The organism is Celeribacter halophilus (genome assembly GCF_018860305.1).
GTDB lineage: Bacteria > Pseudomonadota > Alphaproteobacteria > Rhodobacterales > Rhodobacteraceae > Celeribacter > Celeribacter halophilus_A.
Genome location: NZ_JAHKPE010000013.1, coordinates 1 through 16,933, shown reverse-complemented (window position 1 = coordinate 16,933; position 16,933 = coordinate 1). Strand labels below are relative to the sequence as shown.

General features: G+C 52.9%; 14 protein-coding genes. 5 read left to right on the top strand and 9 right to left on the bottom strand.

Annotated features, from left to right (window positions below):
• The first annotated feature begins 55 nt into the window (after positions 1-55).
• The 3 genes from torT to KO492_RS01735 all read left to right on the top strand — a co-directional run bounded on the left by torT (position 56) and on the right by KO492_RS01735 (position 3,714).
• Entirely contained in the window at positions 56-1,120 is a 1,065-nt protein-coding gene (torT, locus tag KO492_RS01745) for a TMAO reductase system periplasmic protein TorT (protein WP_216043391.1), read from the top strand.
• An 81-nt stretch (positions 1,121-1,201) separates the two neighbouring features.
• On the top strand, positions 1,202-2,704 hold the full coding sequence (locus tag KO492_RS01740) for a sugar ABC transporter ATP-binding protein (RefSeq protein ID WP_216043390.1): 1,503 nt from the start codon (positions 1,202-1,204) through the stop codon (positions 2,702-2,704).
• Complete coding sequence (locus KO492_RS01735) at positions 2,701-3,714, top strand: ABC transporter permease (RefSeq protein ID WP_216043389.1); 1,014 nt, start codon at positions 2,701-2,703, stop codon at positions 3,712-3,714. Before KO492_RS01740 ends, KO492_RS01735 begins: the two co-directional genes overlap by 4 nt.
• Positions 3,715-3,840: 126 nt before the next feature.
• Here KO492_RS01735 and KO492_RS01730 read toward each other — a convergent pair whose 3' ends face one another.
• On the bottom strand, positions 3,841-4,422 hold the full coding sequence (locus KO492_RS01730) for a cupin domain-containing protein (protein WP_216043388.1): 582 nt from the start codon (positions 4,420-4,422) through the stop codon (positions 3,841-3,843).
• 144 nt (positions 4,423-4,566) lie between these two features.
• On the opposite strand from KO492_RS01730, the gene KO492_RS01725 reads away from it, so the two are divergent.
• Positions 4,567-5,853, top strand: coding sequence for a 4-aminobutyrate--2-oxoglutarate transaminase (locus tag KO492_RS01725; RefSeq protein WP_216043387.1), 1,287 nt, complete (start codon positions 4,567-4,569; stop codon positions 5,851-5,853).
• A gap of 1 nt (position 5,854) precedes the next feature.
• On the top strand, positions 5,855-7,309 hold the full coding sequence (locus KO492_RS01720; protein WP_216043386.1) for an NAD-dependent succinate-semialdehyde dehydrogenase: 1,455 nt from the start codon (positions 5,855-5,857) through the stop codon (positions 7,307-7,309).
• 79 nt (positions 7,310-7,388) lie between these two features.
• Here KO492_RS01720 and KO492_RS01715 read toward each other — a convergent pair whose 3' ends face one another.
• The 8 genes from KO492_RS01715 to KO492_RS01680 form a co-directional block, all read right to left on the bottom strand.
• On the bottom strand, positions 7,389-8,813 hold the full coding sequence (locus tag KO492_RS01715; RefSeq protein WP_216043385.1) for a gamma-aminobutyraldehyde dehydrogenase: 1,425 nt from the start codon (positions 8,811-8,813) through the stop codon (positions 7,389-7,391).
• A gap of 17 nt (positions 8,814-8,830) precedes the next feature.
• On the bottom strand, positions 8,831-9,640 hold the full coding sequence (locus tag KO492_RS01710; protein WP_216043384.1) for an ABC transporter permease: 810 nt from the start codon (positions 9,638-9,640) through the stop codon (positions 8,831-8,833).
• Positions 9,630-10,583: an ABC transporter permease gene (locus KO492_RS01705; RefSeq protein WP_216043383.1), complete on the bottom strand. Its 954-nt coding sequence runs from the start codon at positions 10,581-10,583 to the stop codon at positions 9,630-9,632. The genes KO492_RS01710 and KO492_RS01705 overlap by 11 nt, the downstream gene beginning before the upstream one ends.
• Entirely contained in the window at positions 10,580-11,587 is a 1,008-nt protein-coding gene (locus KO492_RS01700) for an ABC transporter ATP-binding protein (RefSeq protein WP_216043382.1), read from the bottom strand. The genes KO492_RS01705 and KO492_RS01700 overlap by 4 nt, the downstream gene beginning before the upstream one ends.
• A gap of 62 nt (positions 11,588-11,649) precedes the next feature.
• Entirely contained in the window at positions 11,650-12,813 is a 1,164-nt protein-coding gene (locus KO492_RS01695; protein ID WP_216043381.1) for an ABC transporter substrate-binding protein, read from the bottom strand.
• Positions 12,814-12,934: 121 nt separating this feature from the next.
• Entirely contained in the window at positions 12,935-13,837 is a 903-nt protein-coding gene (locus KO492_RS01690) for a LysR family transcriptional regulator (RefSeq protein ID WP_216043380.1), read from the bottom strand.
• Positions 13,838-14,978: 1,141 nt separating this feature from the next.
• Positions 14,979-15,782 carry a hypothetical protein gene (locus KO492_RS01685; protein WP_216043379.1) on the bottom strand — a complete coding sequence of 268 codons (804 nt, stop codon included), beginning with the start codon at positions 15,780-15,782 and terminating at the stop codon, positions 14,979-14,981.
• Positions 15,783-16,129: 347 nt separating this feature from the next.
• On the bottom strand, positions 16,130-16,933 hold an 804-nt coding region (locus KO492_RS01680), incomplete at its 5' end, for a zinc ribbon domain-containing protein (RefSeq protein ID WP_216043378.1).

Here is a 16,933-nt window from a genome sequence, read left to right as displayed (position 1 = left end):
ACCAAAACAATCGGTAAAAACCGCTTCCCTGATGAACCAACAAGGAGTCAGAACCATGAAACTTGCCCTAATGACAGGAGTAGCACTTGCAACTCTGATCACTGCCCCCACCTTCGCTGAAGACTGGTTTCCGTATCCGGCCGAAGAAGTCACTCCGGCATTTTCCTCTGAAGGCACAGCCAAACCTGTGACATATGAACCGCTTGAGAAAGCCGCAGAGCCCCATGATATTTGCGTCTCATTTCCACACATGAAAGATGCGTACTGGCTCGGCGTCAACTATGGTGTCACCGAAGAAGCCAAACGTCTGGGGATAAAGCTGAATGTTGTCGAGGCAGGTGGTTACACAGAACTTGCCAAGCAGGTCAGCCAGATCGAAGACTGTGTGGCTGGTGGTGCGGATGCAGTTATCCTCGGTGCAATCTCTTATGACGGGCTGAACAACGTCATCAAGGAAGCTGCTGAAAAAGGCATTCCGGTGATTGATGTGATCAACGGCGTATCCTCTCCTGATATTGCTTCAAAATCCCTCGTGTCATTTTACACGATGGGCTACGAGACCGGAAAATATCTAACCGAAAAACACCCCGCCGGTTCGGAACCGGTTAAGGTCGGCTGGTTCCCTGGTCCTGCAGGTGCAGGTTGGGTCGAAGCTGCAAACTCAGGCTTCATGGACGCAGTCGAAGGATCTGCTGTCGAAGTGCTCGAAGCCCGCTACGGAGATACAGGCAAAGAAGCCCAGCTCAAACTTGTTGAAGATGTGCTGCAATCTGATCCTGATGTGTCGTATCTGGCAGGAACAGCTGTGACGGCAGAAGCAGCACAGGGTCTTTTGCGCGAGCGCGGTCTGACCGACGAGATCGGCCTGTTGGCCTTTTATATGACTCCCGGTGTCTACACCGGCATCCAACGCGGCATGATTTCCGCAGCCCCCGCAGATTCAATGGTTATTCAAGGCCGGATCGCAGTAGATCAAGCGGTGCGTATCATTGAAGGCCAAGATTACATTAAACATGTGGGACCGAAGATCTTCGTAGTTGATGAGGATACTATCGATGATGTGGATCGCGATGCGATCCTGCCGCCTGAAGGCTTTCGTCCAGTCTTCTCCGTAGAATGATCACTAAGTGATTGTTCAAACCTACTCCTGACCATTTCGGGTGGGGCAATTCCCCTTTTGTCTCACCCGCATGGAGGTCCTATGACACTTCCACTGTTGACTACACGCAAACTAACAAAAACCTACCCGGGTGTACACGCTCTCAAAGCTGTCGATTTCGACTTAATGGCGGGTGAAGTTCATGTGCTATTCGGTGAAAATGGCGCAGGAAAATCCACGCTCATCTCCATGCTGGCCGGCGCAAACACACCATCCGAAGGTAAAATCTATCTTGAAGGCCACGAGGTTGCATTCGTTTCTGTAGCGCGGGCCAAAGAGCACGGCGTTTTCACCGTGTTTCAGGAATTTTCTCTTATTCCGACTTTGACAGTCGCCGAAAATATGTTCCTTGGGCAGGAGCCGCGCTCTGGTCTCTTGATTGATCACGCAGAGATGCGTCGCCGCGCTCAAGAGATATTTGACACACTTGGATTTCCCATTTCCCCTACTGCACAGGTGTCCTCATTGTCGCGGGCACAGCAACAAATGCTGGAAATTTCCAAAGCATTCCATGGTGAACCAAAAGTCCTAATCCTTGACGAACCAACCGCATCTTTGACTGACCGTGAAGTTGACCACTTATTCAACTTCATAAAAATCCAAAAGGATAAAGGCGTCGGCATCATCTATATTTCTCATAGGATGCAAGAATTCGAGCGCATTGCGGATCGTATTACAGTTTTGCGCGATGGAGCCAAGGTCGGCACGGTCGGCATCTCAAACACAGATGAAGCCAGCCTCGTCGAGATGATGACCGGGCGTTCGATTGACGAGATTTACCCCCAGATTTCATCCAAGTTTGGCGAAGTTGTCCTTGAAGTAGACAACCTTTCGACCCAAGGCGTATCCCCAACATCTCTGACACTCAGGAGAGGGGAAGTTTTAGGAGTTGCTGGTCTAGTCGGCTGCGGTAAATCACGTTTTTTCCGAGCCATGATGGGACTTGCCCCAACACAATCCGGAACAATTAGGCTCAAAGGATGTGACATTACTGGTCGGCCAACCCGTCATATTATTCGTGCCGGCCTTTACTATCTTTCACCAGACCGCAAACATGAAGGGCTGGATCTCGCCAAAACCTCAGATGAAAACCTCTCTCTAAATGTCATCACCTCAGGCGCGCCCGTGAAACGCGGCTGGATCAACTGGCATTCTGTACGTAATGCGGTGGGAACTATTGCCACCCGCGTCGAGCTTCCCGACAACTACCGCACACGCCGTGTTTCTCAGCTTTCCGGCGGCAATCAACAGAAGGTGCTCTTTGGCAAAGCCTTTGGGCAAGAAGCCGATGTCTATATCTTCGACGAACCCACAGTTGGTGTAGACATGGGCACCCGCGCTGCCCTGTACCTCAAAATCAAAGAATTGGCGGAGGCGGGCAAAGCTGTCGTCGTTATCTCTTCAGATCTTCCTGAAGCGATCAACCTGTCTCACCGTCTTATGGTGTTTGCAAATGGCTTTGTCAGTGCGGAATTGCCGCGTATCGAAGCCACCGAAGACACTGTCCTCAAACATTTCTTCACAGAAAGAGAATCTGTCAAATGACCGATGTATCCGTATCGGCGCAAAACAAATCTCGACGCGCCAATCCGCTTAAAACACTGTTCATCCGTGTCGGCGTCCTCCCTTTTTTCCTTGCCATCGCTCTGGTGGTTTTCTCCTTCATGTCGAGCAAGTTTCTCACAGGACAAAACCTCGTAAATGTGGCTCGTCAATCCGTCTATCTGGTACTTGTCTCACTTGGACAAATGCTTGTGTTGGTATCTGGCGGCTTCGACTTGTCGGTTGGCACAGCAATTGCCTTGACCTCCGTCGTCTCGGCACTGTCAATGGTATGGGCCTCTGGCATGTTTGACAGCGCACTTATGATCATCACCATTGGCATTTTGGCCGGCGGTTTCACTGCACTTCTTGTCGGGCTGATTAATGGTGTGGGCGTCGCCTATTTCGAAGTTTCCCCCTTCATTATGACACTCGGGGTGTCATCTGTTGGAGCAGGGCTTGCCCTTTTTATGACTGGCGGAATCCCGATTTCCGGATTGCCATTTGCCTTTGGAGACACATTCGGATTTGGCCGCTGGTTCGGCATTCCAGTGCCTGTTTTTATAGCTTTAATCTGCATCGCAGTGATGTGGGTCGTGATGTCACGCACCCCCTTGGGGACGCGCATCTATGCAGTCGGTGGAAATATTAAAGCCGCACACTTGTCCGCAATAGATACCAAAAAGACTTTGGTTCTGGCCTATGTGCTTTGCTCGCTGATCGCTTCTTTGACTGGTCTGCTGTTGACGGCTCGCGTCGAAAGCGGAGAAGCGAACCTCGGCGGAACCATGGCATTGGAATCCATCGCAGCTTGCGTGATCGCAGGAGTGTCTTTGCGAGGTGGCATCGGACGCGTGCAAAACGTGGTATTGGGTGCATTTTTTATCGTCATGGTGCAAAATGGCATGAACCTCGCACGGGTAAGCTCCTATATGCAAATGGTATTGCTCGGTGCGCTTCTAATCCTAGCGGTGATCTTCGATCAAATACGTTACCGCATGATGATGAGGTAAACATTGCTTTGGCGCGTGTGCTTGTCATCACACTGACACGCGCCAAAGGATCCCATCGCATCAAGAGATTTGAAACCCAAGACCTTTAATCTAAAGTAATCCCGAGCTCCGCTTCCGCACCCCAATTCAAAACGTGGGCGGCGTGCAAGCGGAAAACAGGTGGCATGGCTCTGGCCCGACCTGTCGAAACCGATGCGGCAGACGGCTGTCGAAATAGTATGCATCACCGGGACCGAGGATCTTGCGCTCTTCCCCAACGGTGATCTCGATCCGACCGGACACGACAATCCCGCCTTCTTCACCTTCATGCCCGTACATGACACGTCCTGTATCGGCACCCGGCTCATATGTCTCTTTCAACAGCATCATCGCACGCCCGAACAGCGTTGCACCGACCTGTTTGAGCGAGACTTTCCCTTTCCCGATTTCCACCAATTCCTCGGACGCATAAAAGATTTGGCGCTCCGGTTCCGGCTCGAACGCAAAAAACTCCGACAGGCTGACAGGGATCCCGTCCAAGATCTTGCGCAGGGACCCAACCGAGGGGTTTGTCTTGCCTGACTCGATCAAGGAGATGGTCGAGTTGGGAATGCCAACCTTTTTGGCCAGAGCACGCTGAGAGATGCCGCTGCGTTCACGAATCACGCGCAAACGTTGCCCGAGCTCATAATTTTCGCGTGATACGCCAGAAGTGTTGAATGTGTTCATTATATCTAAACTCCATACACAAATATATTTATAAACAGTGGCTTAAAAAAATCAAGAAACAGACTTTTTGAAAATAATAAAACTCCTAACCTGATTGCTAGTCACAGGCTGCAGTGCAGACCTGATGCAGCGAAAGGACAGATCATGTTGAAAAAAGCGAAAAATGCCGAAATCGATTCACGCCGTAAGGCAGCACTCGCGCGTGGCGTGGGCGTGTTGACGGATCACTATGCAGTCAAGGCCGAGAACTCCGAGATTTGGGATGAGGATGGAAACCGCCTGATCGATTTTGCCTCCGGCATCGCCGTGCTCAACACCGGTCACCGCCACCCGAAGGTGATGGAGGCTGTCAAAGCCCAACTCGACGCTTTCACGCACACCTGCCATCAGGTTGTTCCTTATGAAAACTACGTCCGTCTGGCCGAACGGCTGAACGCACTGGCCCCCGGTGATTTCGAGAAAAAATCATTGTTTGTGACAACCGGTGCCGAGGCGCTGGAAAATGCTGTGAAAATTGTACGCGCTGCGACAGGGCGCTCCGCTGTTATTACATTTAACGGTGGTTTCCACGGTCGGACGTTCATGACCATGTCGATGACGGGCAAAGTGGTTCCCTATAAAGTAGGCTTCGGACCGATGTCCGCCGATGTGTTCCATGCCCCCTACCCCAACGAGCTGCATGGTATTTCCGTAGAAGACAGCCTGAACGCCATCGAGCATCTGTTCAAAGCGGATGTTGATCCTGCGCGCGTCGCCGCGATCGTGTTTGAACCGGTGCAGGGCGAAGGCGGGTTCAATCCGGCTCCCAAAGAATTTGTCGCCCGCATCCGCAAACTCTGTGACGACAAAGGCATCATCATGGTCGCGGATGAGGTGCAAACCGGTTTTGCACGCACCGGCACAGTATTCGCGATGGACGGTTATGACATCGCACCCGATCTGACCACGATGGCGAAAAGTCTTGGCGGCGGCTTCCCGATCGCTGCCGTTGTTGGCAAGGCGGATATTATGGACGCTGCCGGTCCGGGCGGCCTTGGCGGCACTTATGGCGGCAACCCGCTGGCAATTGCCGCGGCCAATGCCGTGCTTGATGTGATTGAGGAAGAGGCACTTTGTGACCGCGCCAATGTGCTTGGTGACAGGCTCAAAGCGCGTCTTGAGGCTCTGAAAGCAGACGTGCCGGAAATCGCTGAAGTGCGCGGACCGGGCTTTATGGTGGCGGCTGAATTCTGCCATGCCGACGGCACACCAGCACCAGAGCTAACTAATACAATCCGTGAAGAAGCGCTTGCCCGTGGCCTGCTGCTGCTGACTTGCGGCGTCTATGGCAACGTCATCCGCTTCCTTGCGCCGATCACGATTGAAGACGAGGTTTTCGCTGAAGCTCTTGATATTCTTGAGGCGGCGATCAAAGCGGCAAAAGGGCATTGACATGCGAACTCTGAATGATCCGAGCCTTCTGGAAACCCGCGCCTATGTGAATGGCGTGTGGGTGGACGGAGAAAAGACCTTTGACGTTGAAAATCCGGCTACGGGCGAGGTGATCGCCCGTGTGCCGGACCTGAACGCCGAAGATGTAAGAAGAGCCATTGATGCCGCTCATGATGCGAAACGTGGCTGGGCGCAGGCGGATGTAAAAACCCGTTCGGCCACCTTGCGCAAACTCTTCGATTTGATGGTGGAGAATGCGGACGACCTCGCCACCATTCTGACGTCGGAAATGGGCAAGCCTTGGGCCGAGGCACGTGGCGAAATCCTCTACGGCGCATCTTATGTCGAGTGGTTTGCGGAAGAGGCCAAGCGGGTCTATGGCGACATGATCCCCGGACCGCAAAACGACAAACGCATGGTGATCGTCAAGCAACCCGTGGGTGTTGTTGGGGCAATCACGCCGTGGAATTTCCCGAATGCGATGCTTGCACGCAAAATGGCGCCAGCTCTTTCTGTCGGCTGCGCCATGGTGGCACGGCCCTCGGAATTCACGCCGCTGTCCGCTCTGGCTTTGGCAAAACTGGCCGAACGTGCGGGTGTGCCTGCTGGTGTGTTCAACGTGCTGACAGGGCTGGATGCATCCGGCATGGGCATGGAGCTTTGTGCCAACCCGAAAGTGGCCAAAATCACCTTCACCGGATCGACCCGTGTGGGTAAAATCCTACTTAAACAAGGGGCTGGAACCGTTAAGAAAATGTCGATGGAGCTGGGCGGGAATGCTCCGTTTATCGTCTTTGACGATGCCGATATCGACGCCGCTGTCGAAGGCGCGATGATCGCCAAATTCCGCAACAACGGCCAGACCTGTGTCTGTGCCAACCGCATCTATGTGCAGGCGGGCGTTTATGATGCTTTTGCCGAAAAACTCGCCAAGGCGCTTGAGACGCTCACATTAGGCGACGGGTTTGACGATGGCGTCAACACTGGCCCACTGATCAATGCTGCGGCAGTTGCGAAAGTCGAGGATCACATTGCCGATGCTATCTCGAAAGGCGCCAAGGTTGTAACAGGAGGAAACCGTTCGAACCTCGGGCAAACCTTCTTTGAACCGACCCTTCTGAGAGGTGTGACACAGGCGATGAAAGTCGCCACCGAAGAAACATTCGGCCCGCTCGCACCTCTGGTCAAATTCGAGACCGAAGAAGAGGCGCTATCCTATGCAAATGCCACAGAATTCGGACTGGCCTCTTACTTCTACACCAACGACCTCAAACGCGCATGGCGCATGGGGGAGGCTCTGGAAACAGGCATGGTCGGCATCAACACGGGTGCAATCTCGACCGAAATGGCACCGTTTGGTGGTGTGAAACAGTCTGGTATGGGGCGCGAGGGCTCGAAATACGGATGTGACGACTATCTGGAGATCAAGAACCTCTGCTTCGGCGGCTTGGGTTAAAACCTCCGGCAGAACCGATATGAAATTTAAAGGGGCGGACCATAAACCGGTCCGCCCCTTTTACTTCTGATCACAGGGTTTAGTGCGCAACCATCACATGCCGCACTATCGAATAATCTTCGAGGGCATAGGATGACATATCTTTGCCGTAGCCCGATTGCTTCATCCCGCCGTGCGGCATTTCGTTTGTGAGCATGAAGTGTGTATTCACCCATGTGCAGCCATATTGAAGTCTGGAAGCGACCTGCATCCCCTTGGATGTGTCTTTGGTCCATACCGAAGACGCGAGACCGTAATCACTGTCATTGGCCCATTTGATTGCCTCGTCGGTATCGTCGAAACGGGTGACGGACACCACAGGTCCAAAGACTTCGCGACGAACGATTTCATCGGTTTGAAGCGCACCGGCGACAACCGTGGGTTTGTAGAAATATCCGGAACCTTCGGGGACTTCACCCCCCGTCGTAATGTCGATGTGGTTCGCCTCACGGGCACGCGCCACGAAACTTGCCACACGATCACGTTGACGGATCGAGATCAGCGGCCCGATTTCATTGAGGCTGTCGTCTTCATTGTCATAGCAAATATCCGCCACGGCATCCGTAAGACCGGCCACGAAGCGATCATAGATACCGCTTTGCACATAGACGCGACAGGCGGCTGTGCAATCCTGACCGGAATTATAGAAACTGAAAGCACGCAATCCTTCAATTGTCGCCTCCAAATCCGCGTCATCAAAGACGATGACCGGCGCTTTGCCACCCAATTCGAGATGGGTGCGCTTGATCGTTTTATTTGCTGCCTCAAGGATTTTCCGACCCGTTGCAATGTCACCGGTGAGTGAGATCATCGCCACTTTGGGATGGTTGATCAGAGCCGATCCAACCGTCTCTCCACGCCCCAAAATGATGTTCACCACCCCTTCGGGCAACACGTCGGCAAAGATTTTGGTCATGGCCAGCGCCGTGAGCGGCGTCTGTTCGGAGGGTTTAAAAACAACCGTATTCCCCGCAGCGATTGCGGGGGCGAGTTTCCATGCCATCATCATGAGCGGATAATTCCATGGCGCTATCGAGGCGACAATTCCGATAGGGTCACGGCGAACCATCGAGGTAAACCCTTCGAGATATTCTCCCGCCAAGGGTCCGTTCATGCAACGTACGGCTCCGGCGAAAAAGCGGAAACAATCGACAATAGCGGGCAGTTCGTCGTTCAACGCAAGGTGGCCCGGCTTGCCACAGTTGAGCGATTCGAGGGCTGCAAGCTGTTCTGCCTCCGCCTCGATCCTGTCTGCTATTTTAAGCAAATAACCCGAACGCTCGGCCGGCGTTGTCCGCGCCCAGCCTTCAAAAGCCTTCTCGGCGGCGTTTACGGCGTCTTCGACCTGCGTCAAAGAGGCTTCCGGCAGGGATGTGATCATCTCTCCGGTGCGGGGATTGAAGATGGTCTCTTCAGTTTCTGTGCCTGAGACCAGCTTTGCACCAATCAGCATTTGCGTATCCATAAGGTGTCTCCCTGTATTTACTTTTCAGAGCCGGCGGTGTGTTCGCCGTCTTTTGTGAGGTAATATGCCGCGAGGATCGGAAAGAACGTCACGATGACCACAGCCATAGCGACCACATTTGTCACAGGGCGCTGGCGCGGGCGGACCAGTTCTTCAAGCATCCAGATCGGCAAAGTGGTTTGGTTGCCGGCCGTAAAGGTCGTGACGATGACCTCATCAAAGCTAAGCGCAAAGGCCAGCATTCCACCCGCGAGCAAAGCCGTGGCGATATTGGGCAGGATCACGAGGCGGAAGGTCTGCAAACCGTCCGCGCCCAGATCCATCGCCGCATCAATCAACGCGCCGGACGTGCGCCGGAAGCGGGCGACAGCATTGTTATAAACGATCACAATGCAAAAAGTCGCATGGCCAAGCACAATCGTCCATGTGCTGAACGGAATGTCGAGCAGCGAGAAAGCCGAGCGCAGCGAGATCCCTGTGATAATGCCCGGCAAGGCAATCGGCAGGATTACCAGAAGCGAAATCGTTTCCCGCCCGAAGAACTTCGATCGTGCCACCGCCGCTGCGGTTAATGTGCCAAGAATCAAAGCAAGCACCGTGGAAATCGCAGCGACTTTCAAGGAAAGCGCCATAGCATCCCAGACATCCGCCCGCCCCAAGGTCACGCCGATCCATTTCGTCGTGAAACCTGGCGGTGGCCATTGAAAGCTCTTTTCCTCGGTCGAGAACGCATAGAGGAAAATGAGAGCAATCGGAGCCAGCAGAAAGAAAAGCCCACCGAATGCGGCCAGCTTCAGGGCCAATGGAGAACGGGTATCAGAGTGCATCGAAAGCCCCCATTTTGCGTGCTCCCCAGAGATAGAGCCCCATGATGATAATCGGCACCACGGTGAAGGCGGCGGCGAGGGGAATGTTTCCTGCCGTCCCCTGTTGGGTGTAGACAGCCTGCCCGATGAAGAGCCGTGAATTGCCTACGATCTGAGGAACGATGTAATCACCAAGCGTCAGTGAAAAGGTAAAGATTGATCCCGCGACAATGCCGGGAAGCGCCAGCGGAAAGAGCACCATGCGAAAGCTCTGTTTGGGTGTCGCGCCAAGATCGGCGGCCGCTTCGGTGAGGTCTTTTGAAACCCGCTCAAGCGCGGCCTGCACGGGGATAATCATGTAGGGCAGCCAGATATAGAGAAACACCAGAAATGTGCCGAGATAGCTGACCGACAAGGAATTCCCTCCGATCACAGGCAGCGACAGAACCCCCTCCAAAAGCCATGTCATGTGCAGTTTGGCAAAGACCCAGTTCAGAATGCCTTCCTTTGCCAGCACAAGTTTCCATGCATAGACCTTGACCAGATAGCTGGACCATAGGGGCAGCATCACACCGATATAAAACAACGCCTTCCATTTCCCCTTCGCGTATCGCGCGGCGAAATAGGCGATGGGAAAAGCCACGATTGCCGCAGCGACGGTCACAGACGCGGCCATCGCGACGGTGCGCACAATGATGTCGAGGTTATAGGGGCGCAGAAGTTCGCCATAAGTCTTGAGCGTGAACTCGTGGACCACCACCCCTGAAAACTCGTCAATCGAGAAAAAGCTTTGTATCAAAAGCGCAATCAATGCGCCGATATAGACGATGCCGAGCCAGAGCGTGATCGGAAGGACCATAAGGAAAACGAACATCCGAGGATGGCGAATGATCCAGTCGGCGCAGTGCGCCAGCCCCCCTGGACGCGGGGAGAAAATGGCCGCATTCGAGGAATGGTCGCTCATTTTTCCTGCTCCATCACATGCACACGAGATTTGTCCCAGGAGATGCGGGTCGCCTCGCCCACCTGCGGGGCATCCAGCTGCGCAGGCACGAGCGCAGTCACCGCTTGCCCTTTGACATCAAGGTTGAGCTTGATGACCCGACCGTGGAAAAAGCGCCCCGAAACGGTGGCGTCTATTGTCTGGCCTTCTGCGTGCGTGACCTCAGGAGCCTCCAGCGACACATCTTCGGGACGCAAGGAGGCCCATTGCCCCGCCGCGCCAACCCCCAGAAGGTCGGCAGGCAACACATTGGAAGAGCCCACGAAATCTGCAACAAAACGCGTATTGGGACGACGGTAGATATCTTCGGAAGACCCGATTTGCTGGATTTTTCCTTCGGCAAACACCGCCACACGATCAGCCATGGAGAGCGCCTCATCCTGATCGTGGGTAACGAAAACGAAGGTGAGCCCCAATGCGCGTTGCAATTTGCGCAGCTCCTCCTGCATCTGCTCGCGCAATTTCAAATCCAGCGCCCCAAGCGGTTCGTCAAGCAAGACAACACGCGGCTTGTTGACCAATGCGCGGGCCAAAGCGACCCGCTGGCGCTGACCTCCGGAAAGCTCTCCTGCACGCCGGTCTCCGTAGCCTGACAGTTCGACAAGCTCCAACGCCTCCTCGGCGGCTTTGAGGCGCTCGGCTTTCCCCACACCTTTTACGCGCAACCCGAAAGCAACATTTTCCCGCACATTCATATGCGGGAACAAGGCGTAGTTCTGGAACACGGTGTTTACGTTGCGCAGGTAGGGCGGCACACCGTCAGCGGTCTCGCCGAATATATCAATATGGCCCGCAGTGGGCTGTTCAAACCCCGCAATCAAACGCAAGCAGGTGGTCTTGCCGGACCCCGAAGGGCCCAACATCGCAAAAAACTCTCCATCGTGAATTGCAAGATCCACATTGTCCACGGCTTTTACTGTTCCGAAATGGCGCGAAACGCCTCGGAAGGTTACGGCATCAGTCATTGTTGTTCTTTCAGAATGTGCCCGGACGCAGTGAGGACGTCCGGGCTTTGGGAGATCAGAGCTTAGCGGCCGCCAATCACACCAATGTAGTCGGAGACCCAACGATAGTAGGGGACGCAGGTGCCTTGGCTCTCACATTTGGAAACCGGAGTGCGCCAGAAATTGATACGGTCGAAATCGTCGAGACCGTTGGCAGAACACCCTTCGGCCGTCTGCATACCAGAGCCGTCTGTGCAGGCTTCAGGCACCGAGGGCACGGCTCCAAACCAGACCGACAGGTCGGATTGCAGGTTGGAGTTGAGCGAGTGCTCCATGAAGGCATAAGCACAATTCGGATGCTCGGCATCTGCGTGCAACATCAACGTATCCGCCCAACCTGTCGCCCCTTCTTCGGGGATAACAGAGGCAACCGGAACGCCATCCGCTTTCAGCAGATTGACCATAAACGGCCAGGAGGACGAAGCCACCATGCCTTCGTTCTTGAAATCATCAATCTGGATAAATGCGTCATGCCAGTAGCGCGAGACCAGAGTGCGTTGTGTCCGCAATAGATCCAGTGCTGCAGCATATTGATCTTCGTTCAACTCATAGGGGCTGGTGATCCCCAATTCGGGTTGATGCGCCATCAGATACATGGCGGCGTCTGCCACATAAATCGGTCCGTCATATGCCTGCACACGGCCCTTATTGCTTTCCCCGTCCGGCAGTGTCATTTCCTCGAACACCACATTCCAGCTGGTCGGCGCTTCCGCGAAGACCTCGGTGTTATACATCAGGACGTTCGGTCCCCACATGAAGGGCGTGCCGTAGTGCGTGCCATCGACTGTATGCCAAGGCGCGTCTTTCAGACGGTCGTCGACTCGGGACCAGCTCGGGATCAAATCAAGGTTGATCGGCTGGACACGCCCGCCCGCGATCAGACGTAAGGAGGCGTCACCCGAAGCGGTCACAAGGTCGAAACCACCCTCGTTCATCAACGCAACCATCTCATCAGAGGTGTTGGCAGTCTTGATTTCGACCTTACAACTTGTCGCTTCCTCGAATTTCGTAACCCAGTCAAACGCAGGGTCGGTTTCGCCGCGCTCGATATAGCCCGGCCACGCTACAATAGAGACGGTGCCTTCACCCTCTCCAAGCTCGGTCATCATGTCGGCGGCATTCAATGGCAGTGTCGCGGATGCGAAGAGCGCAAGCCCTGAGACGCACCCTTTGAAAATCTGTTTCATATTGGCTTTCCCTGTTAAGATGGGAGCTAAGATCTCCCTTGCCGAAAGCCTGTCGAAAATATTCTGGTTTCACAAATTCAATTGTTTGGTTTTGGCTATCGGAAATACCGATACCTTAGATTTATTTATTATTTTTATGGGCTTGCGCGGTCATAATGAATTCTCTTGTGATCCGTGATGGCGGCGCACCCTTCCGCCAGACCGTTCCAACCTGCACAACTGGTAGGCTTCCTGATACATCTCTGGACACAATGCGATCCCCCTCCAGCGACCAGCGGCGATAAACCATCTCAGGCAAAAGCGCGATTCCGGCCCCCGTGGCCACCAGTGAACGCACCGCTTCAACCGAGCGCGTGCGAAAGGCCACACGCGGACGCGCCCCGAAAGCAGACAGGAGCTTACGCGTCGCCTCCTCAATCTCGTCGATCCTCAACATGATCATCGGCTCGTCTGTCAAATCTTCGATCGATACCGAGGTGCGTGTTGTGAGCTTGTGCCCGTTCGGCAACCAGAGCTGATAAGGAGAGGTTTCAATGATCTCGGTCTGAAGTGCCATCCTGTCGCGCATATTGGATGTCACCATCACCGCAACATCCAACTCCCCCCCCACCAGAAGGTGTTCGAGATAATCGCCTGAATCTTCCACCGCCGTAACCTCGACTTGAGGATTGGCGCGGCGAAAGCGCGAGAGAATATCAGACAACACATAGCCTGCCACAAGTGAGGTCACACCAACATTGAGCTTACCCTTCAAATCTTTGCTGTCTTCCGTAAGAGCATGGCGAGCATCCGAAACGCCTGCGAGGATGCTGCTCGCATGACGCAGAAACTGATGTCCTTTGTGTGTGATGTCGAGCCCGCGCGGATGCCGGTCAAAAAGCTGAACCCCCAGATCACTTTCAAGATCACGGATGGCTTCCGTGACAGCCGATTGCGAGATCGCCAAAGCTTGAGCCGCACCCGAAACAGTGCCTGCCTCAGCAACAGCCACGAAATACCGGAGTTGTTTCAGTGTGAAAGCCATTCCACATTCTTACAGTGCCAATCAAAGAATTGTCTATTGGCAAAGCGAGCACTTCAATGCCACCGTCGACAATGCCTCCCTACCATCTGCCTCAACACGCAACCATTACTGGCCACCACGTTTTGCAAACGGTGAACGAAGGTTGGACACACCCGTTCTCCCGCTCCCTTCCAGAGACTGACAATCCTCTCCCTGCGCCCCCGAAAAGGGAAAATCCGGAGTATCTATTGGCGGACCGAGTCACACAAAAAAGATGCAAAAACATTTATCGCAAAGCTGAAAAGCTTCTGATTAAATCTTTCCTAAACACATAAAAACAATGACTTATCCACAATTTCTCGCTCGTTTTTGAAACTTTTCAGGCAGCCTTTCAAGCGCGATCATTTATGATGAAAGCAAGAAACCTGCTCCCCCAAAATGGAGATTTCAAAAATGTTTGAGATGCCCCTTATGTATCGGGAGTTTGCCATCTGACGCAGAACCTTGGAAATTCCGCCCTTCATTCATGCCATTTGCTGTTGCAGTTCGCCATAGCGTTTGGGAACACGTTGCTTGAGATACCAAGCCGAACCCACGAAGGACAGGCTTTGACATACCGATACCCCTCACAATTTCGCCGTTTAGTGCAAAATGGGTAGCTATTCAGAGGAAGCAATCCGAAGTCCGTAGAGAATTAAAGACTAACTGACTGGATTTAAAACTAAATAAAACTTTACACTTAAAATGTAATGGCGGGCCGCAAGGGATGAAAATGGGCACCAAATCGAGCATGAAGTGGAAGGACCGTTTCCCTGGCAAATCAAACGATCACCACACATCACAAAGAACCGAATACTTGCGGAGGAATTAGTGGCGCAATACCTCCGAAATTACGGCCGAAAAGGCACTTATTCTCGCAAGACGGAAATAATTGATAATTTTCAGGCGTGCCATGGCATCACTCGGAAGCTCGCCTATAGAAATATACACAAAGCAATGGCTTATCTCGGAGTAATCTGATGGGATCCTGCACTAAAAGCAACTGCACGCATTTTGCGATTTCAGATTTAGATACTTGAAACAGGTTTCTAATACCGGCGGCCCATTCCTCTTTGGAGTTTCTGGGCCGCCTATCAAGTCTTAACTCTCAGCAAAGTCTTTCTTACGCTGGAATACGATTCATCTGCTGCTGGTTGGCATCTGCGGCTCGGATTTCTTCCAACTGGCCTGGTCTTTGATACAGAATGGACGCCGTACAACCCGCGATCTCTTCGTGTTGTACAATAACTCCAATCTCTGCGTTAAACTCGACATTTCCCGAGCTCAGATTTGGTTCCAGGTGATCGCTGATTTTCAATGCCCACTCTGAAAGATCACAGTCCGAACCGATATGATCTTCCAGAAAATCATCAGCCAACAAGGCACTCCAACCGGCATAATCCCATTGCCAATACATAGAAGGTTTGACAGCTGTGAAGCTCGGACGCATCGCTTGACGATTGCTCTGCCGATACATTCTGGAAAACCCGATATCGTTTGGCGGAAGACGACATCCATCGATTGTGAAATAGGCTGCCCCGTGAACTGCCATTTGCTTAAAAAAATTCTCCAGGCGTGTTTCGAAAGCCGATGGTAGCGTGATTTGTTCCCGAAAGTCTCGGATGCCGGTAGCCCGCGAGACACTTTTGGACAAGTCAATTATAGCGGCGTCCTGCAAGCTTGGAATATGAGCATCAGAAAGTTCCGAGATGCGGTGCCAAAACCGCTCCTTGCAAAATTCTACGCATTGCGGACGGCTTGCTCCCTCAAAGTCTTTGCGCATTGCAGCATTCGTTTTGAAACCGAACGCAAAGGCAAGAGCTTCAGTGAGATGTGAGGACTTAAAGGGTTTGAGACCTTTGTTGTGATAAAGAAGGTCACTCTTTACAGACTCAATTTGCAGTTCTGTGATATATGTCACGAGCATTACATAGTCCTTTTATGTATGTGCTTCCCCTTGCCGTTTAACGAGACGCACATTCAAAAAGACTGTAACGTCGAGCAATCAAAATTCATTTTTCAAACGCTTTGAGCCGGCAAGAACTCTGGAGGTCAGCCACGCTAAAAGATAGTAAGGCAGTCCGGTATTTCAAGAGCTATATCCGCGCCTTGATGTATATTTATCAAAAAAGAACCAAATGCAGCTTTGCGGGCGACTTTACCGTCCGCGCCATTACTGCCGCCGCTGGAAGGCATCAACCGAAGTCTTCCGAAAAAAGGTTACTGGCCGAAATTGGCCTCCCACCTACACTCGAAAGAAGGATGTTTCGCGTTTCAAGTAGCGTTCGCACCAAAGATTTTCACACTGTCTTCGTTGACGATGATTTTGTCGAGGACGGCGCGCAGATACTGGCGTTTGAATTGGAGGGTTCCCTCGCTGAGCTGTTTTCTGACGAAGGCGGCGAACGTTTTTACCGTTTTTTCTGTCAGCTTGGCAGTCGGCTGAAGTTCGGCTAAAGCGCGTTCTTCCGCCGCTTTTGCGAGGTTCCGTTTTTCAGTGAGCGCAGCCAGGCGCTCCTTGAACGTAGGTTCGGAGGGATCTATCGCGCCGGTTTCCATGGCGTCGTAGAAGCGCCTTAATCTTTTTTCCGCCTCGTTAATTTCGGCACGGATCTGGTCCAGCTGGCCATTTTTTTCGTAGCGCCGGATTGCTTGGCGCTCCATCAGGTCCAAGAGCATTTCCCGGACACGTTGGTTCGAGAACAGGTGATTGCTCAACGTCTCGATGATGAACTGATCGAAAGCATCCATCGGAACGCGCATACCTGGGCATGTGGATTTTCCGCGGCGCATCTCGCCAGAGCAACTATAGTATCGGTATTTTCCACCCTTGCCGGTCGAGATCGTCATACCCGAACCGCAATGACCACAAACTGCTATCTTCGAGAGTAGAATATTGCTTGTTGTGTCTCGTGGCGGTGTCTTTTTTGGGTTCCGTCCGCGAAGAATTTTCTGCGCCATATCGAAGCGATGTGCTGGAATAATTTCCGGTACGGAAATTCGAACTGCAGTCTCTATCCCTGCCTTTTTTCCGTATAGGTAGTCCCCTTTGATTGTGCTGTTCGTGAGCAGCCGGTG